Origin of the sequence: Methylobacterium sp. WL18, assembly GCF_008040015.1 — a bacterium.
Taxonomy (GTDB): Bacteria; Pseudomonadota; Alphaproteobacteria; order Rhizobiales; family Beijerinckiaceae; genus Methylobacterium; species Methylobacterium mesophilicum.
This window is the reverse complement of sequence record NZ_VRVD01000869.1, coordinates 1-1,559: the sequence shown is the minus strand read 5'-3', so window position 1 is coordinate 1,559 and position 1,559 is coordinate 1. Positions and strand designations below refer to the sequence as shown.

Annotated in this window: 2 protein-coding genes; one reads left to right on the top strand and one right to left on the bottom strand. The window is 69.0% G+C overall.

Going from position 1 to position 1,559, the window contains the following annotated elements:
- On the bottom strand, nucleotides 1-519 hold a 519-nt coding region (locus FV228_RS29170; RefSeq protein WP_246694070.1), incomplete at its 3' end, for a phosphoadenosine phosphosulfate reductase family protein.
- A gap of 269 nt (nucleotides 520-788) precedes the next feature.
- On the opposite strand from FV228_RS29170, the gene FV228_RS29165 reads away from it, so the two are divergent.
- Nucleotides 789-1,304 carry an Lrp/AsnC family transcriptional regulator gene (locus FV228_RS29165; protein WP_147857649.1) on the top strand — a complete coding sequence of 172 codons (516 nt, stop codon included), beginning with the start codon at nucleotides 789-791 and terminating at the stop codon, nucleotides 1,302-1,304.
- Nucleotides 1,305-1,559 lie beyond the last annotated feature (255 nt).

Below are 1,559 nucleotides of genomic sequence, written 5' to 3'. Positions count from 1 at the left end.
CCCCGAGGCGGCGGCCGCCCGCGACGCGGGCATCAACGGCTCCCGCCGCGCGGGGCCGGCCCGCCAGGCCGGCGGCGGGTGCCGCACGGCCGAGCCGCCCGCGCCGCCCAGCGCCCGGCCGAGCGGCTCGACCTTGCGGAACCCGCAGCAGGCCTGCCGGGCCGCCACCGAGCGCCGGAAGCCGTTGATGCCCTCGTCGCGGACGAACGCCTCCTCGGCGGTCCGCTCCGGCGCGTAGGCGCCGATCCGGATCCCGTAGGCCGATTCGGTCTCGGCCCAGGTGTCATAGGCCTCCGGGAACAGCCGGCCGGTATCGAGGGTGACGATCTCGACGCGGCCCTTCGCCAGCCCGGCCATCGCCAGCCCGTGGGTCAGCGCCTGGTCCTCGACGCCGAGGCTCGTGGTGAACACGAGCCGGCCCGGGACCTCGGCGGCGATCAGGTGGAGGCGACCTGGCAGGTCGAGCCCGGACAGCCGCTCGGACAGGGACTCGGCCATCGTTCGGTCCGGACGGGTCATCGCGACATGTCCTGAGGTTGGTGCGTGGGATAAGGGCGCGGATCACGCCGCACCCAGTTGTCGAAGGGTCGAAATGTTCGCTATAACGAACGAAGTCAAGGCGGCTCGGGGTGCTTGTCGGGCATATCCGGGTGGCCTGGCGTGCGGTGGCGCACCCTGTTCCTCCGCACCCGAGACCCCGCACGACAAAAGATTCTTCTCGGCGGCCCTCAGAAACGCCTAAACTCCCCGCGCGCGGCCCAGCGTGGAAGGATCCCACGGAGACGACTTTGGACGCCATCGATCTCAAGATTCTCGCCTTGCTCCAGGCGGACGCGACCCTCTCCATCGCGGCGATCGGCGAGCGCGTCGGCCTGTCCCAGACCCCATGCTGGAAGCGCATCCAGAAGCTGGAGGCCGACGGCGTGATCGACCGGCGGGTGGCGGTGCTCGACCCAGTCAAGCTGGGCCTCGGCCTCACCGTGTTCGTCTCGATCGAGACCGCCGACCACTCCCAGGAATGGCTTCAGCGCTTCGCTGCGACCATCTCGGCCATGCCGGAGGTGCTGGAATTCTACCGGATGGCCGGCGACGTGGATTATATGTTGCGCGTCGTGGTTGCCGACATGCAGGCCTATGACAGCTTCTACAAGCAGCTTATCGCGGTGCTGCCGTTGAAGAACGTCACCTCGCGATTCGCCATGGAGAAGGTGAAGTCCACCACCGCCCTGCCGCTCCCGGCACCCCCGAAAACCGGGCGCCACCTCCCCGGCACCGGCCCGGTCCTCGCCGTGGTTGGAGAATGATCTTCTCTTTTTTTGCGGCGCAACGAATGCAATATCCTAGTTCAGGCGCGTTCTGCAAAAAGAACGTTTTCGATTGACACCGGCCCCGTAGGCCACGACATGGTCCCCTGATGGCACGCCAGAATCTCCTTCCGCGCACCGCCCCGTTCGGCGACGGCGAGCGCGCCAGCCTCGATGCCGTGCTCGGCAGCGCGACGCCCGTGCAGCGCGCGTGGCTCGCGGGCTTCCTGGCGGGCCTCGACGCCGCCGGAGGGC